This is a genomic window from Bradyrhizobium sp. USDA 4532, assembly GCF_024171315.1.
GTDB classification, from domain to species: domain Bacteria; phylum Pseudomonadota; class Alphaproteobacteria; order Rhizobiales; family Xanthobacteraceae; genus Bradyrhizobium; species Bradyrhizobium australafricanum.
On record NZ_JALJZN010000001.1, the window covers coordinates 6,960,686 to 6,986,502 of the forward strand.

The 25,817-nt window shown below is 64.1% G+C and carries 22 protein-coding genes; 16 read left to right on the plus strand and 6 right to left on the minus strand.

Annotation, left to right across the window (positions count from 1 at the left end; translation table 11 throughout):
* The first annotated feature begins 3 nt into the window (after nucleotides 1–3).
* The 9 genes from J2R76_RS31960 to J2R76_RS32000 are packed head-to-tail and all read left to right on the plus strand — an operon-like array spanning nucleotide 4 to nucleotide 6,511.
* Nucleotides 4–1,215, plus strand: a complete 1,212-nt coding sequence (locus J2R76_RS31960) for a type II secretion system F family protein (protein ID WP_253625333.1) — start codon at nucleotides 4–6, stop codon at nucleotides 1,213–1,215.
* A gap of 17 nt (nucleotides 1,216–1,232) precedes the next feature.
* A complete protein-coding gene (gene gspG, locus J2R76_RS31965; protein ID WP_057017723.1) occupies nucleotides 1,233–1,751 on the plus strand; it encodes a type II secretion system major pseudopilin GspG in 519 nt (172 codons plus the stop codon).
* Nucleotides 1,752–1,766: 15 nt separating this feature from the next.
* The gene (locus tag J2R76_RS31970; protein WP_050386340.1) at nucleotides 1,767–2,231 is read left to right on the plus strand and encodes a type II secretion system protein; all 465 of its coding nucleotides are present in this window, start codon (nucleotides 1,767–1,769) and stop codon (nucleotides 2,229–2,231) included.
* The gene (locus J2R76_RS31975) at nucleotides 2,197–2,616 is read left to right on the plus strand and encodes a prepilin-type N-terminal cleavage/methylation domain-containing protein (RefSeq protein ID WP_245311511.1); all 420 of its coding nucleotides are present in this window, start codon (nucleotides 2,197–2,199) and stop codon (nucleotides 2,614–2,616) included. Before J2R76_RS31970 ends, J2R76_RS31975 begins: the two co-directional genes overlap by 35 nt.
* Nucleotides 2,613–3,320, plus strand: coding sequence for a type II secretion system protein J (locus J2R76_RS31980; RefSeq protein WP_253625334.1), 708 nt, complete (start codon nucleotides 2,613–2,615; stop codon nucleotides 3,318–3,320). The genes J2R76_RS31975 and J2R76_RS31980 overlap by 4 nt, the downstream gene beginning before the upstream one ends.
* Complete coding sequence (locus J2R76_RS31985; RefSeq protein ID WP_253625335.1) at nucleotides 3,320–4,234, plus strand: general secretion pathway protein GspK; 915 nt, start codon at nucleotides 3,320–3,322, stop codon at nucleotides 4,232–4,234. Before J2R76_RS31980 ends, J2R76_RS31985 begins: the two co-directional genes overlap by 1 nt.
* Nucleotides 4,234–5,307, plus strand: coding sequence for a PilN domain-containing protein (locus J2R76_RS31990; RefSeq protein WP_253625336.1), 1,074 nt, complete (start codon nucleotides 4,234–4,236; stop codon nucleotides 5,305–5,307). The genes J2R76_RS31985 and J2R76_RS31990 overlap by 1 nt, the downstream gene beginning before the upstream one ends.
* Complete coding sequence (gene gspM / locus J2R76_RS31995; protein ID WP_253625337.1) at nucleotides 5,304–5,867, plus strand: type II secretion system protein GspM; 564 nt, start codon at nucleotides 5,304–5,306, stop codon at nucleotides 5,865–5,867. Before J2R76_RS31990 ends, gspM begins: the two co-directional genes overlap by 4 nt.
* Nucleotides 5,864–6,511, plus strand: coding sequence for a hypothetical protein (locus J2R76_RS32000; RefSeq protein WP_253625338.1), 648 nt, complete (start codon nucleotides 5,864–5,866; stop codon nucleotides 6,509–6,511). The genes gspM and J2R76_RS32000 overlap by 4 nt, the downstream gene beginning before the upstream one ends.
* A gap of 20 nt (nucleotides 6,512–6,531) precedes the next feature.
* Here the strand turns inward: J2R76_RS32000 and J2R76_RS32005 are convergent, their stop codons facing one another.
* Nucleotides 6,532–6,969 (minus strand): A24 family peptidase, encoded by a 438-nt coding sequence (locus J2R76_RS32005; RefSeq protein ID WP_253588787.1) that lies wholly within the window; start codon nucleotides 6,967–6,969, stop codon nucleotides 6,532–6,534.
* Nucleotides 6,970–7,267: 298 nt separating this feature from the next.
* On the opposite strand from J2R76_RS32005, the gene J2R76_RS32010 reads away from it, so the two are divergent.
* The 4 genes from J2R76_RS32010 to J2R76_RS32025 all read left to right on the plus strand — a co-directional run bounded on the left by J2R76_RS32010 (nucleotide 7,268) and on the right by J2R76_RS32025 (nucleotide 12,522).
* The gene (locus tag J2R76_RS32010) at nucleotides 7,268–8,053 is read left to right on the plus strand and encodes an EfeM/EfeO family lipoprotein (RefSeq protein WP_057017731.1); all 786 of its coding nucleotides are present in this window, start codon (nucleotides 7,268–7,270) and stop codon (nucleotides 8,051–8,053) included.
* Complete coding sequence (locus J2R76_RS32015; RefSeq protein ID WP_253625339.1) at nucleotides 8,050–9,426, plus strand: cytochrome c peroxidase; 1,377 nt, start codon at nucleotides 8,050–8,052, stop codon at nucleotides 9,424–9,426. The genes J2R76_RS32010 and J2R76_RS32015 overlap by 4 nt, the downstream gene beginning before the upstream one ends.
* Nucleotides 9,427–9,669: 243 nt before the next feature.
* A complete protein-coding gene (locus tag J2R76_RS32020; RefSeq protein ID WP_375166583.1) occupies nucleotides 9,670–11,721 on the plus strand; it encodes an alkaline phosphatase family protein in 2,052 nt (683 codons plus the stop codon).
* A 114-nt stretch (nucleotides 11,722–11,835) separates the two neighbouring features.
* Nucleotides 11,836–12,522 carry a hypothetical protein gene (locus J2R76_RS32025; protein WP_253625341.1) on the plus strand — a complete coding sequence of 229 codons (687 nt, stop codon included), beginning with the start codon at nucleotides 11,836–11,838 and terminating at the stop codon, nucleotides 12,520–12,522.
* 12 nt (nucleotides 12,523–12,534) lie between these two features.
* Here the strand turns inward: J2R76_RS32025 and J2R76_RS32030 are convergent, their stop codons facing one another.
* Nucleotides 12,535–13,965: a cytochrome c peroxidase gene (locus J2R76_RS32030; protein WP_253625342.1), complete on the minus strand. Its 1,431-nt coding sequence runs from the start codon at nucleotides 13,963–13,965 to the stop codon at nucleotides 12,535–12,537.
* A gap of 306 nt (nucleotides 13,966–14,271) precedes the next feature.
* Between J2R76_RS32030 and J2R76_RS32035 the strand changes: the two genes are divergently transcribed.
* Nucleotides 14,272–16,041, plus strand: coding sequence for an alkaline phosphatase family protein (locus J2R76_RS32035; protein WP_253625343.1), 1,770 nt, complete (start codon nucleotides 14,272–14,274; stop codon nucleotides 16,039–16,041).
* Between the two features lie 91 nt (nucleotides 16,042–16,132).
* Here the strand turns inward: J2R76_RS32035 and J2R76_RS32040 are convergent, their stop codons facing one another.
* Nucleotides 16,133–20,641: a DUF5801 repeats-in-toxin domain-containing protein gene (locus tag J2R76_RS32040; protein WP_253625344.1), complete on the minus strand. Its 4,509-nt coding sequence runs from the start codon at nucleotides 20,639–20,641 to the stop codon at nucleotides 16,133–16,135.
* A gap of 433 nt (nucleotides 20,642–21,074) precedes the next feature.
* On the opposite strand from J2R76_RS32040, the gene J2R76_RS32045 reads away from it, so the two are divergent.
* Both J2R76_RS32045 and J2R76_RS32050 read left to right on the plus strand, forming a co-directional pair.
* Nucleotides 21,075–21,725, plus strand: coding sequence for a FecR family protein (locus J2R76_RS32045; RefSeq protein WP_253625345.1), 651 nt, complete (start codon nucleotides 21,075–21,077; stop codon nucleotides 21,723–21,725).
* Nucleotides 21,726–21,762: 37 nt separating this feature from the next.
* Nucleotides 21,763–22,626: a tetratricopeptide repeat protein gene (locus tag J2R76_RS32050; protein WP_253625346.1), complete on the plus strand. Its 864-nt coding sequence runs from the start codon at nucleotides 21,763–21,765 to the stop codon at nucleotides 22,624–22,626.
* Nucleotides 22,627–22,699: 73 nt separating this feature from the next.
* On the opposite strand, the gene J2R76_RS32055 is transcribed toward J2R76_RS32050, so the two are convergent.
* Genes J2R76_RS32055 through J2R76_RS32065 form a run of 3 tightly spaced genes read right to left on the minus strand, consistent with a single transcriptional unit; the run spans nucleotide 22,700 to nucleotide 25,817 of the window.
* Nucleotides 22,700–23,566, minus strand: coding sequence for an HlyD family secretion protein (locus J2R76_RS32055; RefSeq protein WP_253625347.1), 867 nt, complete (start codon nucleotides 23,564–23,566; stop codon nucleotides 22,700–22,702).
* Complete coding sequence (locus J2R76_RS32060) at nucleotides 23,563–23,769, minus strand: DUF1656 domain-containing protein (protein ID WP_092080457.1); 207 nt, start codon at nucleotides 23,767–23,769, stop codon at nucleotides 23,563–23,565. Before J2R76_RS32060 ends, J2R76_RS32055 begins: the two co-directional genes overlap by 4 nt.
* Nucleotides 23,766–25,817: an FUSC family protein gene (locus tag J2R76_RS32065; RefSeq protein ID WP_253625348.1), complete on the minus strand. Its 2,052-nt coding sequence runs from the start codon at nucleotides 25,815–25,817 to the stop codon at nucleotides 23,766–23,768. Before J2R76_RS32065 ends, J2R76_RS32060 begins: the two co-directional genes overlap by 4 nt.

Genomic DNA, 25,817 nt, shown 5'->3' on the forward strand with positions numbered 1-25,817 from the left:
GCCGTGCCGAATTATCGCTATCGCGCTCTGACCCAGGCCGGCGAGATCGTGAACGGCACGATCTCCGCCCCGACGGCGGCCGAGGTGGCGCGGCGGATCGAATATCTCAAGCTGCTGCCGATCGAAACCACCGAGGACAAGCGCGCATCCGGCGCCGTCGGCGCCCGCAGCCTGTTCGGCGGGCCGAGCGCGGCCGAGGTCACTACGTTCACGCGTGATCTCGCACTGCTGCTCAAGGCCGGTGCGCGTCTCGACGATGCCTTGGAGCTGCTGTCGGGCGACGCGGACGTGGGCCGGATGCGTCCGGTGGTGGCGAAAATTCGCGCCGCCCTGCTCACCGGCGAGAGCTTCGCCGACGCGGTCGCCGATCATCCAACCCTGTTCCAGCCGATGTACATCGCCCTGGTCCGGGTGGGAGAAATCTCCGGCACGCTCGATTCCGTGCTGGAGATGCTGGGCACCGAGCGCGCGCGTTCCGAGCAGATGCGGCGCAAGCTGACCGACGCCATGCAATATCCGGCCTTCGTGCTGGTCGCGGCGTCCGGCGTGATGCTGTTCTTCCTGCTGTTCGTGCTGCCGCAATTCTCGACCGTGCTCGGCGATTTCGGCGGCAAGTCGGACACGGCGCTCGCCAGCTTCATCGCGGTGTCGGATTTCCTGCGCGCCAATGCCACCGCGGCAAGCCTGATCAGCGCGGCGACGATTGCGCTCGCATGGTGGCTGTTGCGGCAGTCGCGCGTCCGCGCCGCGCTGGTCAACGCCATCTCGCGGGTGCCGGGCATCAGCAGCGCCTTCCAGTTCTATCGCGCCAGCCTGTTCTGCCGCAATCTCGGCGTCCTGCTCGGCAGCGGCGTCAACCTCACCGCCGCGTTGCGCATCCTGGTCGACATCATGTCAGTGACCGGAAGCGAGGCGAACTGGACCGCCGCCGCCGACCGCGTCCGCCATGGCGGCAAATTGTCGGAAGCACTCGCCGTGGCGGACAGTCTGCCGCCGATGGCGGTCCGCATGCTGCGGCTCGGTGAAGAGACCGGGCAGCTGCCGGTGCTGGCCGGGCGGGTCGCGGAATTCTACGAAGCAAAATTGCAGCGCAGCCTGGACCGGGTCGTCGGCATCGTCGGTCCGCTGGCGATCATCACGATCAGCACCGTCGTCGGCGGACTGATCGTGTCGGTCATGACGGCGCTGCTCTCGGTCACGCAGCTAGTCGGTTAGAGCAGGGGTCATCGGCCATGATATCGCGCAACACCATCATAAAGGCATTCGCCACGCGAGTGGAACGCGCTCGCGCGCCGTCGCAAAGCCAGAGGCGTTCGGGGCAGGAGGGCTTCACGCTGGTCGAGATGCTGGTGGTGATCGCGATCATCGGCCTGATCATGGGGCTGATCGGCCCGCGCGTGCTCAACTATCTCAGCGAATCCAAGGTCAAGACCGCGCGCATTCAGTTGCAGAGCTTCTCCAGCGCGCTCGACCTGTTCTATCTCGACGCCGGGCGCTTCCCGTCCACGGCTGAGGGGCTTGCCGCGCTGGTGCGGCGCACGCCGGGGGTCGCGGCCTGGAACGGCCCGTATCTGAAGGGCGGCAACGTGCCAAACGATCCCTGGAACCACCCCTATCTCTATCGCTCGCCCGGCGAGCACGGACCCTATGACATCGTCTCCTACGGCTCCGATGGTCAGGAGGGCGGCAGCGGCACCTCGGCCGATATCTCGCTCGAGAAGACCACCGCCGCCAACAACAACGACCAGTAAGGATGCATCGCAAGCATGAGTGACGCGACGCAGCGCGGTTTCACCCTGCTCGAGATGGTGTGCGTGCTCGCCATCATCGCGCTGCTGGCGGCCGTGCTGCTTCCGTTCATTCCGCACCAGACCTCGCGATCGCGCCTGCAGGCCTATGCATTGCAGACCGCGACGCTGCTGAAGGCCGATCGGAATGCCGCCATCGAGCGCAGCACCAGTGTTGCGACGCTGGTCGATGCGCCGAGCCGGGTGATCCACTCCGGCGCGTCGCGCATGACGGTGCGGATCCCCGAAGACGTGCGGTTCGATGCCGTGCTGCCGCAGAGCTGTCAGCGCCGCGCCGCACTGTCGACGATCCGCTTCTTCGCCAATGGCGGTTCCTGCGGCGGCTCCATCGCGCTGACGCGGCTCGATGCGGGATATGAGGTCCGCGTCAACTGGCTTACCGGAAGGGTTGAAATCGTTGCTCGCGACGTCGCCGCCAACTAACCGCACTGATGCGGGGTTCACCATCATCGAGGTGCTGGTGGCGCTGGCGCTGGTGGCCGTCTCGATCGTTGCGATCGGCGCCGTCATGGGCGTCAAGACGCGCGGCGTGCGGGCGCTGGAGCAGCACGTGGCGCTGATGCAGGCGGTGCGCACCTTGATGACGGTCGGCATCCCGCCCCGCGCGGAATTGCAGTCGGGCACCTCGACGGGGCAGGCGGAGGGCTACCGCTGGACGATTGATGTCAGTCCGCTCGGTGGCGACTGGAAAGTGCCCGAGGGCAATGTGCCCTGGGCTCCGGAGCTGGTACGGATTCGCGTCAAATCTCCGGGCGGTGCGCTGTCCGACATTCGCACCGTGCGCCTGATGCCGAGGTCGTCGGAATGACCCGGGCATGGGCAGACCAGCGAACGGGCGAGCGCGGCTTCACGCTGATCGAGACCATCGTCGCGCTGGCGCTGATGGGGCTGTTGCTGTCGGCGCTCGCCAGCATCACGGCGCAGTGGCTGCCGAGCTGGAACAGGGGCCTCGACCGGATCCAGCGCAGCGAATTGATCGGGATCGCGCTGGAGCGGATCGGCGCCGATCTTGCGGCCGCGGAGTTCGTTGCCGCCAACCGCGACAGCCACAAGCCGCTGTTCGACGGATCGGAGTTGTCCGTGATGTTTGTGCGCACGTCGGTGGGGCCGAATGCCGGGCCGGGGCTCGACGTGGTGCGCCTTGGCGAGACGCGCGATCGCGGCGAGTTCGTCACGGTTCGCACGCAGACGCGGTTCACGCCGCTGGCTGAAGGGGTGTCGCTGTCGGAACAGGTCCATCTCGCCAGCCCGGTGGTGCTGCTGCGCGCGCCCTATCGGCTGTCGTTCGCCTATGCCGGTGCTGACCGGGCCTGGAAGAGCGCGTGGAAGGACGCGGACAGACTGCCGGCGATGATCCGGCTGACCGTGCGCGACGCGGCGAGCCAGCGCGTCCTGTCGGTTTCGACCATCGCGCCGGTCCATGTCCAGATTCCGAGCGACTGCACCAAGCCGGACGGCAATTGCGGCGACAAGCAGAGTTCCGGCAGTGCCACCGATCAGGGGAAGACGTGATGGGCGCGTCCGGCAAGATCGGCCGATCGCCGGCCAATCGCGGTTTCGTCATCGTTGCGGTGCTCTGGATCCTGCTGGCGCTGTCGTCGCTGGCGATCATCTTCTCGGCCTATCTGGCCGCGTCGGCGCGCGCGCTGGCGGCCAGCGATCTGTCGTTGCAGACCGAGGCGCTGGTGTCGGCCGGGGTTGAGCTCACCGCCTATCAGCTGACGCTGACGGACGAGAAGACGAGGCCGCAGCAGGGGACGTTTCATTTCGGTCTCGACGATGCCAGCGTCGATGTCACCTTCACGTCGGAGGCCGGCCGCCTTGATCTGAATTATGCATCGAAGGAGATGCTGATCGGCCTGTTCGTCGTGCTCGGTGCCCGCAAGGACGCCGCCGCCGAATATGCCGACCGGATCGTCGGCTGGCGAACCCGGCCCGCGCCGGGCAGCGAGAACGTGGAGGCGGCGCGCTACAACGCGCTTGGCTATTCGCCGCGGCAGGGGCTGTTCACCCATGTCAACGAGCTGGCGCTGGTCGCCGGCATCCCCGAAGCGTTTGTCGATCGCGTGTTGCCATTCGTGACGGTGTTTAACGGCGGTCCGGACGTTGATCCGACCATTGCCGCGCCGGAAGTCGCTCTCGCCGTCGATAAGGCACCGGGGAAGGACCAGGACGGCTTCGGGGCGCGCCCGGCTTCGCCGAGCGGAATCGCTGCCGGAACGCAGGCCCCAAGCCAGCAAAGCGCGGCATCGACGGCGCAGAGCCCGTGCTACCGGATCGCAATCTCGATCCGCTTCCGCAACGGTCACCGGACCACATCCGAGGCGGTGATCGCACTCGGTGACAAGGTCGAGCCCTATCGGGTGTTGTCCTGGCAAAACGACGTCGAGGCGCGAATTACGGCTCTGCCGCGCAGGAGAGGTTGATGGCAATGCTTGCCGAGGCACGGCAATGGTTCGAGCAATGGATCGCCGCGGTCGCGACGGCCGTCGACGGCGTCGCCGGCATGTTCATGCGCCGGCGCAGCATCGAGCTCGACGAGAATGGCGATGGTACGTTCACCGCCCGCCTCGTGGTCTCGAAGGATGGCTCGCCTTCGATGCCGGTTTCGTTCCGGCTCGATCACGATGCGCCGCAGCCTCCGCTGCCGGCGGAGTGGAAGACCGCGTTCGACGGCAGCCGCATCGAGGTGCGTTTGCGATCGGATCAAATCGTCAGCCGCGTGCTCGATTTCCCGAGCCAGGCAAGCGACTTCCTCGACGGCATGATCCGCGCACAGGTCGACCGGCTGACTCCATGGAGCGCTGCCGATGCCGTGTTTGGCTGGAGTTCGCCGCAACCGATCGCCAATGACCGCATCGAAGTCGCGTTCGGCGCGACCGCGGCGGCGAAGGTCGATCCGTTGATCCGGATGGCGAGGATGCTCGGCGCCGCCTCCGTCGCGGTCTTCGCGCCGGCGGTTGGCGGCGACGGCGCCGCGCAGCAGGTGACGCTGCTCGACAAGTCGCTGCGCGGCCTTGCCGGGCCTTCGGTTCCGCGCCTGTTGCGCGTCGGCCTGGTCTCGACAGCGGCCGCGGCCGCGGGCTCGCTGCTGCTGAACATCTATCTCGGCGGGCGGCTGCAATCCGAGCAGGACGATCTGCAACACCGGATCGCGCAGCGCCGCGCCGCGCTGCGTCTCGATGCCAATGGCGACTCGTCAGGGCTCGGCCTGCTGGCCAAGCGCAAGCAGACGACGCCGTCGAGCGTCATGGTCCTGGAAGCGGTCTCGCGCGTGCTGCCCGACACGACCTATGTGACGGAGCTTCGCATCGAGGGCAACAAGGTGCAGGTGGTGGGACTGACCCAGGATGCGCCATCCCTGATCCGGTTGCTGGAGCAGTCGCCGCAATTCACCCGCGCGACGTTCTTCGCGCCGACGACGCGTGCGGCAAATGAATCGGCCGAGCGGTTCCACGTCGAGGCCAACATCACTGCTTATTTTGGGTCCGGCTCATGAGCGCAGCATCCCGATCGCTGACCGCTGTCAGCACCTCGCCAATGGTCGCGACCGCGAGCTATCTCGGCCTGTTCGTGCTGCTGCTCTTTGTCGTCATCTCGTCGTTCTCGGACATCATCGGCCTGCGCAGCGATGTCGCGGCAGCGGCCGGAATGCTCGAGCAACTGGAGGGGAGATCCAGGGCGAATACCGCGCCCGGTCAGCCGCCGATGCCGACCGGCTCGGCCTATCTCGAGGGGGCGACCGTCACGGTGGCCGGCGCCACCTTGCTGCAACGGGTGTCGGGTGCGGTGATCAAGGCCGGCGGCAACGTGCTGTCGACGCAGCTCGACGTTCCGAACGCGCCGGCCAAGGCCGGCTTCATCAGCATGGTCGCGAGCAGCGAGATCGAGCAAGCGCAATTGCAGCAGGTGCTCTACGATCTGGAAGCCGGCATGCCGTTTTTGTTCATCGACCAACTGGTCGTGCAACCCGTCGCCGACGAGGCCGCCAAGGGCGCCGATCCCGGCAAGCTGCGCGTGCTGCTCGGCGTCTCCGGACAATGGCGAGGAGCCAAATGATGCGACGCTTCGCTGCGACCATCGTGCTGTTGGCGGTGTCGGCCTATTCGGCGCCGGCTGCGGTGCCTGCCTCGTCCGGCGATGCATTGGACGCCGGGATGCTCGACGATACACGCCTCGGTGGACCGGTGCTGAGTTCACCGCCGCCGTCCGAACCGGTGACGTCGGTCCGGGTGGCCCCGTCGCCGGCACCGACACCCCGGCCGCTCAGCGCCAATCCGTTGTGGGGCATCCCGCTCAAGACACTGTCCAACACGCGCGACCGGCCGGTGTTCTCGCCGTCGCGGCGACCGCCACCTGCCGTCGTTGCGGAACCGGAGGTCAGCAAGCCAGCGCCGCCGCCGCCGCGCAAGGTCGCGATCGAGCCACCGCCGCTGTCGCTGGTCGGCACGATTGCGGGAGATGACGAAAGCTTCGGGATCTTTCTCGATCAGTCGAACAAGACGGCGCTGCGCCTGAAGATCGGCGATGACTTCCAGGGATGGAAGCTGCGGTCCATCAACGGCCGCGAAGTCACGATGCAGAAGGACGATCAGGGGGCCGTGCTCACATTGCCCCAGCCCGGCGGCGACGAGAGCGGCGATGTCCGCCTGGTTCCGGTCAGCACGGAAAGGAAGCCCTTGGCCGCGCGGCGCCAGATGTGACCGCGCGTCGGACCGAGATGCTAGTTCAACGCGAGCCAGCTCTGAAGGGCCGGCGTCACGAGAAACCCGAGCGCCAGAAACGGGCCGAACGGGATCGAGGTCTGGCGCTTCATCTCGTGACCTGCGAGTTGCAGGCCGCCGGCAACACCGAGCGCCGCGAGTGCCGCGATCAGCAGCAAGGTCGGAACGCCTGTCGCGCCGACCCAGATCGCCGCGGCGGCAAGAAACTTGACGTCGCCAAGTCCCAATCCGTCGACATGCCGCAAGGCGAAGTAAAGACGCTGCAGTAGAAGGAACACGATGCCGACCAGGACCGCAATCGCCATGGCGGTGAAGGCGGCCATCGTGCCTTCGGTGACGACGACGTTGGCGAGACCGAGCGCCGCGATCGCAAGGTTCAGCCAATTCGGGATGATGCCGTGGCGAAGATCGATCAGCGCGACCGCGCAGCAAAGCATGCAAAGCGCGCCGTAAGATCCGATAAAATAGAGAGCTTCGCGATCAATCTGCATGACGACGGACAAGTGTGACGGGTGCGAACGTTGTGTTGCAACAACTCACGCGCGTTGAACAGTCCAATTTCAATCCGTCTGCAGCAGCGCCAACGAGTTTGCGAGATTGTGATCGTCATCGACGATCGCGAAGCAGAAAAGATGCGACAAAAAGTCTGCGCTGTCACAAATCCGCATAGGATACCGACAATAGTTCGCCCCGCTACATGCCGCGATCCCTTCGTGGCAGACGAGTGGGTTGACTATGCACAAGATGCAAGTGGCGGCGTGCCTTGCTTTGCTGGCAGCGTTCGCAGGCGTGCGCGCCGCGAATGCCGGCGCTCTCGAGGAGGGCGCCGAGCGCTACCGGCCATATTTGATCGAGGGCGTCGCCAGTGCGCTGACAGGCGCGCGTGCACTGCGCGAGCGCGCCGCAGCGGCGGATTTGCCCGGAGCGAAGAAGGCCTGGCTGTCGGCGCGCGCCGGCTGGGAGCGCTCGGAGGTGTTCACCGCGGGCTTCGTGCCTGAGCTCGATGCGCAGATCGACGCCTGGCCCAACGCGGACAGCGGGTTCCACGCCATCGAGGCGAAACTGTTCGGAGCTGCCAGCACCGACGTTGCAACGGATGCGACCGGCCTTGTCGAGCATCTGAACGATCTCCACGGCAAGCTCAAGGATATCAAGCTGACGCCGCAGGGCCTTCTGGATGGCACGGTGCGGCTTGCCTACGAGGTCGGAGAGAGCAAGGCCGATGGCGGCGAGTCGCGCATTAGCGGCACCTCGCTGGACGACATGCGCAACAACATCGCCGGCATCGACTTCGCCTACCACACGATCTTCTCGGCCGCGCTCAACACGGTCGACGGCAAGCTCGACGAGATGGTGACCAACCGGATCGAGCAGCTCGAAGCGATCGTCGCTACGCCCGACCTGCCGCATGTCAACATTGCCGATCTGCGCCAGACCAGCGAGGAACTGGTGGTTGCGTTGCAGAGCGCCTCGGCAAAGCTCGGGCTGCAGCGGCCGACCCTAGAGGCCCAGGCGCGATGACATCGCTTCACCTGCGTCTGGCCACGCTGCTCTCCGGTGTCATCGCCCTGGCACTGTTCGGGCGTGCGGTGGCGTTTCCGGTTGACGGTGACAAGACCGTGCTGCCTGTCGCGACCGAACTGAACGAGGATGCGCTCGACAAGCCGCGCGAGGTGTTCCAGTCCGAGCGGACCGGAGCCAAGTCGTATCTGGTGAATCTCGGCGATCTCGCGTTCAATTCGCCCGGGCTGCTCGGTGACGTGGCGCGGCAGGCCGGCGTGAGCTGCGGCACCTGCCACGTCAATGGCGCGAATAACGCCAAATTCTTCATGCCGAAGATGTCGAGCCGGCCCGGCACGTTCGACACCACCGGTCCGCTGTTCAATCCGAAGGCCAACAATCTGGCGTTCGATCCAGTGCGGATCCCGAGCCTGCGCGGCGCCCGTTATCTAGCGCCCTACGGCGCAGACGGCCGATTCGCCTCGCTGCGCGACTTCGTCCACAACGTCATCACCAACGAGTTCGCAGGTCCCGAGCCGTCGCCGGCAACGCTCGATGCGATCGTGGCGTATATTCACGACATCGACTTCCTGCCCAATCCGATCCTTGGTCCCGCCGGACGGCTGGCCGGCAAGATCAGCGACGCGGAGCGCCGCGGCGAAGCGCTGTTCGCAAAGCCGTTCCCGCACGATCCATCATTGAGCTGCGCGGGATGCCACGTTCCGTCGTCCGGCTTTGTCGATCACCAGCAGCACGACGTAGGTTCGGGCGGCCTGTTCAAGACGCCGACGCTGCGCAACGCCGACTTCAACGCGCCGTACTTTCACGACGGCCGCTTCGACAATTACAACCAGGTTGTCGACTATTTCGATCGGACTTTTCAGCTCGACCTCTCGGCGCAGGACAAGGACGACCTCGTCGCCTATCTCACGGCGGTCGGCGATGGCGTTCAGCCCTATGAGCGCGACGGTGCCGGTGCAACGTTGAAAGAGATCAACGATTTCTCGATGGTGCTCGCGACTGCGATTCCGTCCGGTGACAAGGACATCGTCGCGCTGGCGGTCGATACGATCGGCCGCGAACTGCGCGAGTTGACCGAGCAGTATCCCGACCGCAAGAACACCAGCGTCTCGGGCGGGGAGCAGCAGCGCGTACTTGCGCGCAACGGCCTCAAGGAGCTCGTGCTCACGCTGCGGCGAATCGAGATGGCGGTTGCGGCAGGGCGCAACGCGGATGCCGCAACCGAGTTCAGGAATTATCGCAATCTGATGGCTGCTGCAGTGCCTGCGCTGCTGGCCAGCGCCGAGCCGTGGTCGCTATTCAATCAAGGCGTGCATGACCAACATTATGCTGCGCTTCGCCAGGTGATGCGCTCCAGGCACCTTTCGCATTGATTGCGTTGTATTGAAGTGATTTTGCGATCTGCGCTGCGGCGCGGATGCTCGATCAATTTTCGATCATTGGTTGCATGATTGAATCGTGGAGATGCACCGCGCGGCGGCAGATGTCTCCTCAGAAAATATTTGAACGTTTCGAAATTTCTTGCGCGCTTTCATGTAAGCGAAAACCATGCGTCATATTGTCGCACTAAGCAGTGTGCGTTGCTAACCGCAAACACCCTGAGGTCGACAATGAGTTTGAATTACAAAAAGCACTGGCGAACCAGCACCGCGCTCTGCATCGCGTCAACGGTGCTCGTCGCAACGGCCGCATATGCCACTCACTATCCGGGCGGCCGCAGTGATTGGGACAAGCGTCCGCATCACAATCACCAGGCGCACGAAGAGGGCGATCGTGCGAATCATGAGAACCATGGCCATCATGGTGACGGCGATCACGGCGTGAAGACCGCGTCGCCGATCAAGCACGTCATCATCCTGATCGGTGAGAACCGCGGCCTCGATCACACCTTCGGTATCTACAAGCCGAAGGGCAAGGGGCAGACCATCTCCAACCTGTTGTCGAAGGGCATCGTCAACGAGGATGGAACGCCGGGACCGAACTTTGCGCAGGCGCAGCAGTCCTCCGTCGCGGGCCAGCCCTTGTACTATATCGGCGCACCGACCATCGCGAAGTCGCCCTACAACGCGACCAACCCGATGCCGCAGCCGAACACGGCCGGCACGCCGACCGCGCAGAGCGACACCGCGCCCCCGTTCAAGACGATCGCCGAAGCCAGCGTCGAGAAGGACATGGACCCGGCCGATCTCGATATCCTCACCACCGGCTTCAGCGGCCTGCCGACCGGTGTGCTGGATACCCGCATTCCCGGCGCCGGCGGTCTGAACGGACCGTTCCAGTTGCAGGGTGAGCAGATCAGCGACGACGACTATACCGGCGACTCGACGCATCGCTTCTACCAGGATTGGCAGCAGGAAGACTGCAGCGCCGCCAACGCCACCAAGAAGAACAATTCGGGCTGCCTGAACGACCTGTTCCCGTTCGTGATGGCGACCTATTCGGCGTCCAACAAGAGCATGGCCAACTCGATGGGCTACTACAACGCCCAGCAGGGTCAGGCTCCGGTCCTGAAGATGCTGGCCGACCGCTTCACCCTGAGCGACAACTTCCACCAGTCGTTCCATGGCGGCACCGGCGCGAACCACTTCATGCTCGGTACCGGTGACGCGGCCTTCTGGAGCGACGGCAAGGGCAATCCGGTGACGCCGCCGGCCAACCTGATCGCCAATCCGAATCCGGTCGCGGGTTCGGTCAACCGCTACACCGTCGATGGCAATTGGAGCAATTGCTCTGATGTCTTCCAGCCCGGCGTCAAGCCGATCGTCACCTACCTCAACAATCTGCCGTATGCGGCGGAGCCGAACTGCAAGCCCAACCACTACTACATGCTCAACAACGTCAACCCGGGCTATCTGCCGAACGGCGCGCTGTCGGGCGGCAACAACGTGCCGCCGTCGTCGGTTCGCACGATCGGCGATGCGCTCATGGAGAAGAACGTCTCCTGGGCGTTCTATGGTGGCGCGTTCAACGACGCCGTGGCGCTTTCCAACGCCGCGGTTGCCGCCAATCCGTCGAACCCCAACCTCAGCGCCGCTGCGGTCGCCGATCCGGCGCACGCGCTCGGTGTTGCCTACTGCCAGATCTGCAATCCGTTCCAGTATGCGACCTCGATCATGGCCAACCCGGCCGTGCGTCAGGCTCACATGAAGGACACTGCCGATCTGATCACGGCGATCCAGAACAACACGCTGCCTGCGGTGTCGTTCGGCAAGCCGGACGGCCTGCTCGACGGTCATCCGCAGAGCTCGAAGGTTGATCTGTTCGAGGCCTATGTCCTAAACGTGCTCAACTCGCTGGACAACAATCCGGAGCTGAAGGCTGAAACCGCGGTCTTCATCACCTGGGACGAGGCCGGCGGCTATTGGGACTCCGGCTACCAGCAGTCCATCGACTTCTTCGGCGACGGACCGCGCATTCCGACCCTGATCCTTTCGCCCTATTCGACGGGCGGCAAGGTCAACCACAACTACGCCGACCACGTTTCGCTGCTGAAGTTCATCGAGCGCAACTGGGCTCTCCAGCCGCTCACGAACCGCAGCCGCGACAACCTGCCGAACCCGACCTACTCGAAGAACAACGAGTATGTTCCGACCAACAGCCCGGCATTGTCTGATATGTTCGACGCGTTCGACTTCAGCAAGCCGGTCATGTTGTCCTACACCGAGTGATCAAGCTCTCGCCCACGGCTCTTGACTGCATCCAAGGGCGGCGCCGATCGAACCAATGGTTCGGTCGGCGCCGTCATGTTGTGTCCCTGCCACCTGATCGACCGGAGACATGCGATGAAACGCAATAAGAAGACGTGCGCGATCAGCAGCAGCGTCGCGGCTAGCCTGCTTGCCGTCGCCATCCCGGCCGGCGCGGCGATCCCGGCCATGGCGCAGCAGTTTTCCGCCGACCTCGTCGCGAACAAGGACGACACGGCAACCGCCATGGGAGCCTTGCGGGTCTCGGGCGGAAAAGCACGGATCGAGACAAGCGCGCTGCCCGACGGGTTCTTCCTGATCGATACGGGCAAGCCCGCGGCCTATTTCGTCCGTCCGGCGGCACGGGCTTACATGGACGCGCGGCAATCGAGCCCGCTCACCCGGATGTTCATTCCGGTTGATCCGGATGATCCCTGCCGGCAATGGCTGGCGATGGCGCAGCTGTCCGCGCCGATCGACCTCGCGACGTGGCACTGCCAGCGCGATGGAACGGAAACCATCGCGGGGCACGACACAGACGTCTTTCGAATCGCCGCGCCGTCCGGTTTGAGCTTTGTCGGCTGGATCGACCGCGCGCGCAGATTTCCGGTACGGATCAAGACCGCGGATGGGACGGTGATCGCTGCCGATCACATCCGCGACGAGCCGCAGCCGGCGCAGACGTTTGAAATCCCCGCAGGCTTGCGCAAGTTCGACCCGCAAGCGCTGATCCGTCGGATCCAGCAGAGTGACGTATGGGTTGAGCCGCCGGCTTCGGAGTGAGCACGCCGTCCGTTAGTGCGACTGCTGGCTTGTTACCGGCAGGATCCGGCCGAGCGCGGTGTAGTGCGACTGATGCACGTTGCTGTTGAACAGCGACCAGGGTTCGGCCTTTTTCAGAGCGACGGGTACGTCGAAGTGCGCCAGCTGCGCAAAGTTGCGATATTCAGCCATCGCGTCGTCGATACGGCCGGCGGCGACGTCGAGATCGATGCGGCGCAGGGTGAGAACGAGGTCCTTCAGGATCGCGCGCGCCGCCAGCCGCTCGTCCTTGCCACCGATCGCGGTGTTCCTGATGTCCGGGATGCGCTCGGTCAGTTCGCGCAGCTCGGCTCCGACCCCGGTCACGGCCAGCGACACCACCGCGGTGTCGGCAGCCGGGATCGCGACCTCGAGGACGCTCGAGAGCTCGAGCACCTCTTTCATCCGGAGCATGACGCCGTCCTTGTCGAACGGGCGTTCGCCGTCGCCGACCGCATTCAGATAGGCCACGAGGTCCTGGGTGTCCTGGGTTGACAGTTCGAGGTCGAACACACGATCGAAATGATCGACCACCTGTTCATAGCTGTCGTAGCGGCCATCGTGGAAATACGGGGCGTTGAAGTTGGCGTTCAGCAAAGTCGGGGTCTTGACCAGTCCACCGGATCCGACGTCGTGGCGCATCTGGTCGTTGAAGGTTCCACCCGGAACATGACAACCGGCGCAGCTCAGCTCGGCCTGCTTCGGGAACGGCTTGAAGAACAGCTCTTCGCCGCGGCGCTCGGCCAGGCTCGCCTGCGCGGCAAGCCTGCCGCCGGGCGCAATCTTCGGATTGGGGAGGAAATCGATATCGTTGATATAGGCGACCAGGCCGTCGAGAACCTCGTCACGCGGCTTCGGACCGGAAAATTCATTGACGATGACATTGTAGACGAAGTCGCGCAGCGAGGTGATGCGTCCGTCATGTCCGTAGGGGGCGAGGAAGCGGGCGCCGCGCAGGCTCGGAATCCTCACCGGATCGAGGATGCTGTTGAACGTCTTCGCGTTGAAGGCAAGGCTGGTCGTATCGAAGGTGCCGGGGCGGGAGGATGCGCCCGGAACGAACAGTTTCGGGTTCGATGCGCCGTTGACGTGACAGGTGCCGCAGCTCATCTCGGCCTGACGCGCCTTGCCCCCCAGGATGGAAGGCGAGTTGAACGCAAGCTCGCCGAGATTGACCAAATAGGACTTTCGCCCGCCGACGGCTTCGGAATGAAAGAGTTCGCGCGGCCGCGCCAGCGCTTCCTCGGAAAATTCGGTGCCGGTCGGCAGCACGGTCTGGTCGCCGCCGAGCGGGAACGCCGTCGCGCGCAACGGGAGCAGGGCAACGACGAGCGCCAGCCACGCGACCCGTGCCGGTCTGACGCCGCGATCGGCGGCTGTCGCACGATGTTTTCCGGAGCCGGACGCCAGAATATCCCAAGCCATCGCGCGAAAACGCCCCTGTCACAAATGCATATGCGCTGCCGTGCGTCGGAAGATGTCACGGAGGTGACAGTTTCCTGTCGGCAGGATCAATGACCATCTGACTGGATAGACGAATTTTGATTGCGGTTTGATGACGCTCGATCAGCGAAACGCAACGCAGTCTGCGTTTGACACGATGAAAGTCTGTTGGTGCGCGAGCATCTTTCCGCGCGTTTGCGCGCGCGTCGAAAAACAGTCATCCCAGCGAAATGTGTTTTGCATAGCGTGTAGCTCCATTTCTATTTCTTTCTAAATCAGGAGAGCACTATGCGGCCTTGGGGAGCCATTCCGGCGCTCGCGGTTGTTGCTGGCGCCGTTGCCATCTCGCCGGTAGCAAACGCAGAGAATTTGGTCGAAAAGATCGTTGATGAGTTCAAGCACGAGATCAAGGACGAGCTGCGCGACCTGCGGGATCGTGGCCATGAAGGCGTGCACCAGTACAAGCACATCGTCGTCATCTATCAGGAGAACCACAGCTTCGATAACCTCTACGGTCACTGGGGCGACGTCGGCCGCGACCGGATCAACGGCACATCCTACGCCGATCAGGCGCACACCCTGCAGGTTCGGCAGGACAACCAGACCGTCTATGCTTGTCTGCTGCAGAACGACGTCAACCTGACTTCTCCGTCGCCGCAACCGACGAGCTGCACCGACAATACGGGCACGGTCGCGATCCTGAGCGCCTTCAAGAACAAGCCGTTCGAGATCAATGAATTCATTCCGACCTCGGCCACCACCTGCCCGAAGCCGCTCGGCGCTTTCGCGGCTCACGGTTTCCTCAACGGCACCGGCGCGCCCGGCGGCTGCACCGCGGACATCGTGCACCGCTTCTACAGCGAGCAGTACCAGCTGAACGGCGGCCGGCAAAACCGCTACATGACCGGCAGTGATGCGGCCGGTCTGGTGATGGGCTATTACGACACCAAGAAGCTACCCATCTACACCTATCTCCACGGCCACGGCGCGCCGAACTACATCATTGCCGACAGCTTCTTCCAGGGTGCTTTCGGCGGTTCGTTCCTCAACCACCAGTTCCTGGTCGCCGCCGCGGCGCCCCAATTCGTCGGTGCCCTGAATGACGGCAGCGCCAACGACTTCCACTCGATCGTCGATGCCAACGGCATGCCGACCAGCACGCCGCTCTACACGCCGCTCTCGACCGTGAAGGATGCGCAGCTGACGGCGAAGTGCAATCAGGCCGGCCTGCCGGCGGGCCTCGCCTGCGGCGACTACGCGGTCAACACCACGCAGCCGTTCTATCAGCCCTATTCCCCGGGCACCGCCGACATCAAGCGTCTGCCGCCGCTGCACACGCCGAACATCGGCGATCGGCTGTCGGCAAAGCACGTCGATTGGGCCTGGTATTCGGGCGGCTGGTCGAACGCCAACGGCGACGTCGGCGCTTCGGGCTGGACCAACGGCAACGGTACGACCTGCACCGACCCGAACCATGTCTCCACGGCGGTGTTCCCGAACTGCCCGGACGTGGATTTCCAGTACCACCATCAGGCGTTCAACTACTTCGCCAACTACGCGCCCGGAACGCAGGCCCGCAAAGATCGCCTGAAGGACGAGGCGGAGTTCATCCAGGCGGCGAAGACCGGCCGGCTGAAGCAGGTCAGCTTCATCAAGCCGATCGGCGAGGAAAACGAGCATCCGGGCTACACCAGCGAGTCCGAAGGCAGCCAGCATCTCGTCGATCTCGTCAAGGCGATCGTCGAGGGGCCGGATGGCAAGGACACGCTGATCGTCATCACCTATGACGAGTTCGGCGGGCAGTGGGATCACGTTCCCCCGCCTCCGTTCAACCGCCATGGTGCCGAAGCCAAGGCTGCGGACCAGTGGGGCCCGGGCACCCGCATTCCGGCGCTCCTGATCGCCAAGCGCTTCAACAAGTCAGGCGTCGCGCACGAGGACTTCGACACCACGTCGATCCTCAAGATGCTTGAAAAGCGCTTCGACCTCGACCCGCTGGTGACGCGCCCGGTGCGCAGCCTCTCGGCGGCGCTGAAGGCCGGCGAGGGCTGGCACTGACACGAGAAACGCTGCCGGCCGCCCGCGTCAACGTCCGACGCGGGCCGGAGTGCCGGCCACGCGCCCAAGGGATCGCTAGACGAAGGGATCGCTACATGATCAGATCGTGTAGCGGATGGGTCACGACGGCGTCCGGCGTATGGTCCGGGAAGAAATCTGTTTGGTGCTCCGGGACAGCCGGCCCCATTGCCGGCGTTCCACCAGTTGCAACTCCTTGCGCCAGCTGAAATCCGGCGGAATCGTCGTGGCGGCCGAACCATGCGAGGCTTTGATCAAACTGTGGAGGGGACGAAGCTCCCTGCTGTTCAAGGCTCGAAGGCTCCGCGAAATGAAAGGACTGCTCGGTCGTTCCCGACGTTCCGCCGTCTACAAAGGGCAAGATTGCCTGAGACAACGCCGCGTCCTCGTGGCTACTCGTTGACATCGGACTAACATCGGGTGCGGGAGCGCTGGCGCCGACCGGCGGCGCGGGGCTGTCCTGGCTGGCGGCGAATATGAAGGTGTCCATCCCCGCCGTGTGGCACTGAATATCGACCTGAAGGCTGCTCGTCGCCGAATCGCCGTCCGCATCGACCGCCGTCACATCGAACAGCAGATCCGCATTGATGCTCGTCTTTTCGGTATAGCTGATGTTGTTGATCGCGAAGGTGGGACACCCGGCTTCCACCCGATCGTAGTCGACCTGGACTTGATCGAACGACCTGTCAACGTAAAGCGTATACGTCGTCGTCGTGGCATCAAAGGTGTAGGTGTCGATCAGCGAAGCATCCGATGTCTCCTGCACCACGAAGCCGGCACTGCCGCAGAGCGGCCTGGGAACATCGATGCAGAAGTCGTGAACGTCGGCGCTGCCATCAAGAACCTTGAGGATCACGCCGGCGGTGCCGTAGCCCTGCCATTCCGTGAGATTGAAGCCGACCTGCGATTGCTTCTCGGTGAACGCGAGATTCAACTGCTCGGCCGGGTCCATCTGCAGTCCACTGTCGCCGACCGCAATACCGCAGTCCGATGCCTTGACATCGAGCGGCTGGCCGGCGCAGTCCGACCCGGTAATAACCAGTTGTCCGTCCGGAGCCGTCAATGACGGCGTGCCGCAGATCGGGGCATCAAAATCGGAGCCATGGACGGTGACGTCCTTCGACGGCCCGGCGTGCTCAAGATCAAAGCAGAATGTTCCATCCGGATTGATCAGCAACTTGAAATAAGGATCGTCCAACCTACCGCCGCAATCGGTAAGATACGCGTCGAGCTCGACGCCGCCGCCCACCTCATGGGTCGTATAGTAGAAGTTGTAATCATCGCCATGTCCGGTGACGTGCACCGCGGTGATGCCGTTGCCCAGGCATGATGTGGCCAGATCATATCCCGAGCAGCCGACCGGACCGTTGTGGACGGCAACGAACATCGCGGCATCGCCATCCGCGCCGAAATTGATATCGTAGGTACCTGTCGCAGTCTGATGATCCTGAGCGGCGACGAAGGTCTCCGGGAAGCCGCAAATGGTCGGGTGATCGTCCGTGATCGTCAGTTGCTTGCCGAGGTCGATGCACGCGCTCTGGAAGTCGCCGTCCTTGTCCGTGATGGTGGCAACCAGGCTTACGACGCCGGCGGTCAGCGACACGGCTTCGCCGCTGTCAGGGCCGGCGCAGGCCGGATGCGTCACCGCGCGATATTCGGTGAAGGTGACGCATCCCGTGGCCGGATCAACCGCGATGGTGAATGCCAGCGCGCCACTTGCTGTGCCAACATGGCCTTCGATGGTGTTGCCGTTCAGAACCAGCACGTCGGAGCAGCCGGTATGCGAATCGATCAGACCGGATGGGGTGCAGTCACCTCCGTTGATCGACAGTGCATAGTGAGTCGTCGCGCCGTCGGCGCCCTGGAGCGAGCTGAACGCCGTCGAGAATTCGGCGGAAATTTTCGTCAGCGCCGCGTCCGGTGCCGAGCCCGCGACATGGTCGTCCAGTGCCGTTGCCGTCAGGTGCGTCTCGCTCAGCGTCAGCGACGGAGCGGTGCAATTGGCCCGGATGCAGGGGCCATCGTCGCTGATGGTCAGCCTGCTGCCGAGGTCGAGGCCGGCGCTCTGGAAGTCGCCGTCCTTGTCCGTGATCGTGGCAGTCAGGCCCACGATGCCCGCGGCCAGCGATACGGCTTCGCCGCTGTCCGGGCTGGTGCCGAGCGGCTGCTCCACCGGCCGGTAGTCGGTGAAGGTCACGCGTCCCGTGGCCGGATCGAGCGTGATGGTGAAGGCCAGCGTGCCGTTGGTCGCACCGACGCGGCCTTCGATCGTGTTGCCGTTCAGAACCAGCAGGTCAGCGAGGCCGGTATGCGAGTCGATCAGCCCCGATGCCGTGCCGTTGCCGCCGGTGATCGTCAGCGCGTAGCGGATGGTCGCGCCATCGGCGCCTTGCACCGAAGTGAACGCGGTCGAGAAATCGGCGGAAGTCGTCGTCAGAGCCGCGTCCGGTGCCGAGCCGGCGATGTGGTCGTCCAGCGCCGTTGCCGTCAGATGCGTCTCACTCAGCGTCAGCGATGGGGCTGTGCCCGCCGCCTCGATGCGCGGGCCGTCGTCCGTGATTGTCAGCTGCTTGCCGAGATCGATGCTTAGATCCTGGTACTGGCCGTCGCTCTCCGTGACCGTCGCGATCAGGTTGACGAGGCCGGTCCCCAGCGCGATCCCTTCGCCGCTGTCAGGGCTGGTGCCCGACGATTGTTCGACCGCGCGGTGCTCGACGAAGGTCACGCGGCCCGTGGCCGGGTCAACCGTGATGGTGAACGCGAGCGCCCCGCTTGCCGTGCCGACATGGCCTTCGATGGTGTTGCCGTTCAGAACCAGCATGTCAGCGAGGCCGGTATGCGAATCGATCAGCCCTGACGCCGTACCGTTGCCGCCGGTGATCGTCAGTGCGTAGCTGACCGTCAGACCCGGTTCGGTGACGAATGCCGCCGAGAACTCGCCCGATGTCGTCGTCAGCGCGGCGTCCGGTGCCGAGCCGGCGATATTGTCGTCCAGCGTCGTCGCTGTCAGATGGGTCTCGCTCAACGTCAGCGATGGCGCGGTCCCAACCTCGATCAGCGGGCCGTGGATGGTGAGTGTCACCGTCTGCGGGGTTCCGCCGATCGTGGTCACCGTGAAGCTGTCGGTCAGCGTGTTGCCGACATGGAGGGCTTGCACGGAGCTGTTGGCGTTGTCGAGCGTATAGGTCCACACGCCGGCCGTTGTGAGCGTGAATGAGCCGTAGCCACCTGCGCTTGTCGTCGGCGCGTTCACGGCGGTGAAGGTATTGGCGGGATCGTCGACATCGGTGTCGGTGAGCGTGCCGTTTGCGATGAGCAGGCCGGGCGAGGCATGACTGACGCCGACCGCACCCACCACCGAGCCGGCCATGGTGCCGGAGATGATGGAGGCGTCGTCGGCGCCCAGGATGCTGATGTCGAAGCTCTCGCTGGCCGAAAGCGCGCCGTCCGAGACCGTGATCACGAAGCTCTGGGTCGTGTTGGCCTTCAGCGCGTTGATTGCGGTATTGTTCGGAACGAAGGTGTAATTTCCGGTCGCACTGTTGAGATAAAGCGTGCCAAATGTACCGACGCTAGACACGTCGTATGTCGCCTGTCCCAGCACCGTATCGCCTGTGGCGCCTCCGCTGATGCCGAATTTCAGTGCGCCGCCCTTGATGCTGATCGCGGAAAAGGTCCCGCTCGCCGCATTGAAGTCGTCAAATATCACCGTATCGATTTCAGTCGGCCCCGCTCCGAGGTTCAGCTTCGGCGGAGCCGGCGGCAGCTTGAAGAGATCATTTTTGGCGAAGGTCGCCACCGGTAGCGGCCCGAGCGTATCTTGCACCGGCGACAGCGGGGACTGCTGAATAAAATTGATCGGCAGCAGCAATTGGCCGCCTTCGAGAGCAGGCATGCCGGACCCTTTCGATGCCGGTCCTTTCTCGAAATAGGCAAGGGTCTCCTGTTGAGCCTCCCGTAGTTCCTCCATGTGCGCAGGGGAATTCGTGGCTTGGTTCACCCCGACGGAGGAGCCTTTTCTGCTCAGAATGATCGTCTCTTCGGGATCCTCGACGATGATGTGACGGGGGATCGCCTCCTTGGTGACGAGTTCGAACACGCCGTGGTGGAGGTCCTTGTATTTGATGTTGTCGTCGTCCAGGAGCGTGACGTTCGGCTCCGCGGCTCGGGCGTCCTCCAGCAGCGAGAAGGTCAGGGCGGCCAGCGACAGCATGCCGAGGCCGCTGGCGCGGATGGTGCCAACCGGTGTGTCCGCCGTCAGGACGCCAGACCCTGCGAGCCGGCTGCCGATGAGGCGGAAGAGGCTTCTGGTTTTCGCGAACAGGCCCGGCCGCAAGCCCCCGGTGGGGTCCTGCGCGAAGTCCAACTCCAGCCGGGTGCCGGCCGGCAAATTGAGCACCCTGCCATCGACCAGGCGGATTTCGATCCGCCCGCCGGCTCCGACCTCGATGACGTCACCCTGGCGAACGGAATCGCCAGCCACGATTTGAATCGGTATGCCCCGGGCACCCGCGATCGTGCCGCAGCCGATCGCCGTCCGAACAGTGCCAACTAAGCGGGGCGGCTGGCCGAAAACGGCCATGCACGCGTCCCCGAACTCTACGCCGGACGCAACTGACATTGGCTTTTTGCCTGTTAGGCAGTTCGAGCGGAAAGTGGCGCCGCAGTCTTTTTATTTTGGCTTGGTTCGGCCACGCGGCGAAAAACCCCGCGCCGTCAGCCATAGGCTTGTCCGCTGAAACGTCCTGATTGAAACCAAATTCGGCAGTAAAAATGGAATTCCAATACTGCGGGGGAGCCTTACGAAAAGGACAGAACAGCTGTCCTTTATCGCGCGTGCAGCCCCGCAAAATTAATAGTATGATTACCATGCAAATTGTCCACTTATTAATTTTTAGTCGAACTGCGTCAGGCATTTAGGCCTGTCTGCGACAACTCGTTTGGCACTCAAGGTCCTGCGGTCTCGGCCCGGTGGTCCCGATCACCATCGAGCCACGACACGACAAGATCTTCTCGTGGAGGGGATCGTGCGCATCCATTTGATTGTTCAATTGCTTGCAAGCTTCGTCCTGGCGCTCGCAACGCTCACGTCCGGCCAGGTCCAGGCGCAAACCGAACCGGACAATATCCAATTGAAATTCATCGGAAGGGTCGTAGCTGCCACTGGTTCGGTCACGATCGAGCATCCGAATGCAGTCGTCGTTCAGGCAGGGCTGCCCGGCAAACTGCCTCAGGCGCAGGTTGGCGACCCCGTTTATCTGGGCGACGTGGTGCAAACTGGAGCTGACGGACGCGTCGGGATCAATTTCTCCGACGGCACTTCGTTCAATCTGTCGAGCAACGCCAAGATGGCGATGACCGAGTTCGTGTACGACCCGAACGGCAAGTCGAACTCGACCTTGCTCAAACTGACCAACGGGACCTTCACCTTCGTTGCCGGCAACATCGCGAAGACCGGCGACATGAAGATCGACACCCCCGTCGCAACGATGGGCATTCGAGGCACCACGCCACGCATCGAGATATCGGACGATGGAACGGTGAGGTTCGCCACGCTCGTTGAAGAGGGCAAGAGCAAGGTCAGGAAGGTCGGGACACGAACGCCGCAGCAACCTGAGCAAAACACCCTCCACAAGTTCAATCCCAACATCTGTCGAGGTTGCTAGGCCAGGCGCAGCCCGTTTCGTGCAAGCAAGGCCCGATATGAAATTTCGTGCAAGCGCCGGCGCAATTGTCAGCCTGATATCGCTTCTCGTTGCGACGCTCCCCGTGTTGCCGGCGGTCGCGCAGAACCCGAAGAAGGATAGCTATCTCCGCACTATCGGATTGTGCAGCGGCCTCGATCGCACACCGGCCGAGGCGCGCATTGCTGCCTGCACGGCGCTGATCGATGCGGGGCAGGACATGACCCAGGCTGGCCTCGCGATCGCCTATAACAACCGTGGTAACGCCTACGCCGCCAAGGGAGACTATGACGGCGCCATCCGGGATTTCGATCGATCGATCGAACTCAATCCGACCTACACCAAGCCGTTCAACAACCGCGGCGTGGCCTATCTCAGGAAGCGCGAATATGATCGCGCGACCGACGCCTTCGATCAGGCGATCAAGCTCAACCCGAACTACGGCGAGGCCTTCGCCAACCGCGCCGGCGCCTATTTGAAGAAGAACGATTATGCACGCGCGGCGCAGGACTACGATGAGGCAATTCGCCTCGAGCCGAAGCTCGACGGGGTGTGGAACGGACGCTGCTGGAGCCGGGCCATCCTCGGCGAATTGCAGGCGGCGCTGGAAGATTGCAACAAGGCCCTTCAATTGGCGTCAACCAACGCCGCGACGTATGACTCGCGTGCCCTTATCTATCTGAAGACCGGCGAGCTGGGCGCGGCGATCGCCGACTACAGCTCCGCACTTCGCATCGATCCCAAGCTCGCAAGCGCTCTTTATGGCCGCGGCCTGGCGAAGTTGAAGCAGGGTGACAAGGCCGGCGGCAATACCGACATGGCGGCGGCCAAGGCGATCCAGGGCAGCATCGGCGACGATTTCACACGCTACGGCGTGCGATAGGCCGAGTGGTCGACGAGACGCAGTAAGGTGCACCGGCTCGATGCTGTCGCCGCGGATGCGCCCGGCCAGCCGGCTAGTCCATGATCTCGACCGTCGCCGAACGGCCGGCGACCAGCGCGATGCGATCCGGCAGGTGGTCCAGCGCGATGCGCACGGGGATGCGCTGTGCGAGCCGAACCCAGCTGAAGGTCGGGTTGACGTTTGCGAGCAGGCTCGCGCCTGCCGCGCGGTCGCGATCCTCGATGCCGGCTGCAATGCTCTCGACATGTCCGGTGAGCCGCACCGGCTCGCCCATCAGCCGGATCTGCGCCTTGTCGCCGACGCGAATGCGCGCGAGCTTGGTCTCCTCGAAATAGCCCTCCACATGCAGCGTGTCGGTGTCGACCAGCGCCATCACGCCCTTGCCTGCGGTGACGTAAGCGCCCGGCCGCAGGTCCATATTGGTGATGGTGCCGTTCACCGAAGCGTGCACCTCGCTGCGATCCAGATTGAGCTGCGCGACGGCGCGGTCGGCGACCGCCTGGTCATAGGCCGCCTTGGCCTGCAGCTGCGTCGCCAGAACCTGCTCCTGCTTCTGCTGCGACACCGCATCGGTGGTCAGCGAGCTGTAGCGTTTGAGGTCGGCGTCGGCCTGATCCAGCGTCGCGCGATGGCCGGCGACCGCTGCATCGGCCTGCTTCAGTGCCAGGGCAAAGCGTGCGCGATCGATCCGGAACAGGATGTCGCCACGATGCACCGGCTGATTGTCCCTGACCAGCACGTCGGTGACGAAGCCGGAGACGTCGGGAGCCACCTGGATCACGTCGGCGCGGACCCTGCCGTCGCGGGTCCACGGCGATTCCATATAGTAGACCCAGAGCGCGCGAGCGACAGCGAGTGCAGCGATGACGGCGACCGCGGTCAGCGCAACCCGGCCGAGCCAGGCGAAATTCCCTTTCATGGCAGAAACTCCGAAAGATAAACCACGACGCCGAGCAGGCATACATACAGGGCGAAATTGAACAACGCGCGATGCCACACCAGCCGGTAGAACCCGAAGCGCTGCATGATCCGGCTCGCCACTGCGCTCAATGCATAGGCAACGATCAGCCACAGCAGCAGCGCCGGAACGAGCACGCCGTAAATGTCGAGCTCATATCTCATGCGGCAAAGCTCTCCTCGGGCCGCGATCGATACGCGGGTGCATCCGGAAACAGGCCGCGGCGGATGCCGACGAGGCCGAGCAACGCATCGTCCCGCGCGCGCTCATTGGGGTCCTTGACGACCGCGGTCAGCGCCGCATCGATGCATGACAACAGTTCGGCCGGCATTGCCTGGTCCGCACGGGCGCGAAACGCCGCCGCGAGGTCGTCCAGCATGTCGTCGATGGCACGCACGGTCACTGCGGCGAGGCCGTAGCGGGCCCGCCGGAGGTCGATGATGTTGAGCCCGATGCGGAGCTGGACCAGGCTGTCGGCATCACGGCGGTCGCTCTCGGAGATGAAGGCGATGCGCTGGACCAATAGTCCGAGCCGATGCAGCATCAGGCCGGCAAACTGCGCGCGATCGCCGTGGCCGCGCCGCTCGGCCGCGACCGCGAGCGCCTGCCAACTCGACGTCATCAGCCGCTTGGCGATCCATTCGGCGCCGACGCCGCGTGCGATCCGCGTTACGATCTCCGCGATCACAACACCGAGGAAGAAGGCGACCGACGTGTTGGCGAAACTGGCGAAATCCGCGCTGTAGGTCGATTGCAGCGCGAGCAGCGTCGCGGTGTTGGCGGCGAGCGCCATGCCGATCGGCGCGGTCTTGGGTCGTGCGATCAAAAAGCCGTACAGGAGGAAGGTCGGCGCCAGTGCCGCGATCAGGACCTCGACATGGGAGATGCCGGGCACCAGCGCGAACTGATAGATTGCGACGATGACGATCGCGACCAGTGAAAACAGGCCGAAGGCCCGGATGCTGCGCGCAGGCTCGTCCTGTGCGGCGAAGAAGGAGCAGGCGACCGCCGCCATCATCGGCGCCGAGGCGCCATCGGCCCAGCCGGTCGCAATCCACAGGCCGCAGCAGATCAGGATGGCGACCGCCGCGCCCGCGGCCGACCACAGCGCCATGCCGTGGTCGCGATGACGGACCGGTGCGGCCCCCGACTCCGGGTGGAACGCCAGCTGGACGCTGGAGATATCCCGGCCCGCGGTGATCGCATCGCCCAGCGCGCGGCAGTCGGCCGAAATGTCGGCAAGCTCGCGCAGCCGGAGCAGCAGGCTGATCGTGATGATGCGTTCCCGCGGCGCGATGCCGTCGAGCGCAGATTGCCGCTCGGCGATTGCGGTGCGGATCTGCTCGCCGGATTGCCGCTGGCGGTCCTCGCCCACGATCCATGCGGCGAGATCGCCGATCAGGCGTTGCAGCTCCGGTTGCCGTTGCAGCGCCGCTTCGCCAAGTGCGGTAAGCCGGTCTTCGATCGACGTGATGATCGGCAACAGCATCAGCATGCGCAGCCGGACCTCGCCGAGGCCACGCACGGTGCCGGCGTCGGCCAGCCGGTCATAGGCGACATGGGTCGCCAGCGTATCGATCTCGACAATGTCGGTCGCAAGACGGAGGCGTTGGGCCCGGCGCGTCTCGCCGGTCCCGCGGTCAAGCAGCACGTCGCGGGACAGACGGCGCGCATCCGACAGCCAACTCCTGATGCGGCCGCCGACCGCCGGCGCGACGCTGCGGGGAAACACCACCGTCGACACCAGGCTCGCACAGATGATGCCGAGCGAGATCTCCTCGACTCGTGCCAGCGCTACATCGAAGATGCTGCCCGGTTCGGCCACCGACGGAAAGCCGATCAGCGCGACGGTATATCCGCCCAGCATGAAGACATAGCTGCGCGGCGTGCCGTCGAGCAGCGATAAATAGAGACAGAGCCCGACCCAGAGCGCGATCGCGAGGCACAGTAGCTCCGGTGCATTGACCAGGTTCGGCACCAGGGCGACCGTGACGCTCGCGCCGACCAGCGTACCGATCACGCGGAAGAACGCCTTCGAGCTGGTCGCGCCGGCCAGCGGCTGCGAGGTGATGTAGACCGTCGCCATCGCCCAATAGGGACGCGGCAGATCGATCGCCAGGGCGATGACAAGCGCCAGCATCGACGCCGCGAACGTCTTCAACGCGAAGATGAGATCCGCGTGGCGGACCAGGAACGGCTCTTCCGCGCGCAT